Origin of the sequence: Peribacillus acanthi (genome assembly GCF_003073175.1) — a bacterium.
Taxonomy (GTDB): Bacteria; Bacillota; Bacilli; order Bacillales; family DSM-1321; genus Bacillus_BN; species Bacillus_BN acanthi.
In genome coordinates this window covers 90,627-91,086 of record NZ_QBBX01000016.1, presented here as the reverse complement: position 1 = coordinate 91,086, position 460 = coordinate 90,627, and the positions used below count along the sequence as shown (strand labels likewise).

The 460-nt window shown below is 46.1% G+C and carries 3 tRNA genes; all 3 read right to left on the bottom strand.

Annotation, left to right across the window (positions count from 1 at the left end):
• Nucleotides 1–88 precede the first annotated feature (88 nt).
• Nucleotides 89–162: transfer RNA gene (locus DBX25_RS15665), tRNA-Gly, on the bottom strand.
• Between the two features lie 27 nt (nt 163–189).
• Nucleotides 190–266 (bottom strand) — tRNA-Pro (locus DBX25_RS15660).
• A gap of 9 nt (nt 267–275) precedes the next feature.
• Nucleotides 276–352: transfer RNA gene (locus DBX25_RS15655), tRNA-Arg, on the bottom strand.
• Nucleotides 353–460 lie beyond the last annotated feature (108 nt).

Genomic DNA, 460 nt, shown 5'->3' with positions numbered 1-460 from the left:
TGACTTGCTCATAAAATGTCTTTATTAAAAAGACTAAAATTTAAACGTTGACGTATTGTTTTGTTTAGTTTTCAAAGAGCAATATAATTGGAGCGGGTGATGAGAATCGAACTCACGACATCAGCTTGGAAGGCTGAGGTTTTACCATTAAACTACACCCGCATAATTTTCTTTAGAAGTAAATCTCACTGGTCGGGAAGACAGGATTCGAACCTGCGACCCCTTGGTCCCAAACCAAGTGCTCTACCAAGCTGAGCTACTCCCCGTAAAAAATATGGCGCGCCCGAAAGGAGTCGAACCCATAACCTTCTGATCCGTAGTCAGACGCTCTATCCAATTGAGCTACGGGCGCATATTATATAATGAAGAAATAATTTGGTGCGGCCGAGAGGACTTGAACCTCCACGGGGTCGCCCCCACTAGGCCCTCAACCTAGCGCGTCTGCCATTCCGCCACGACC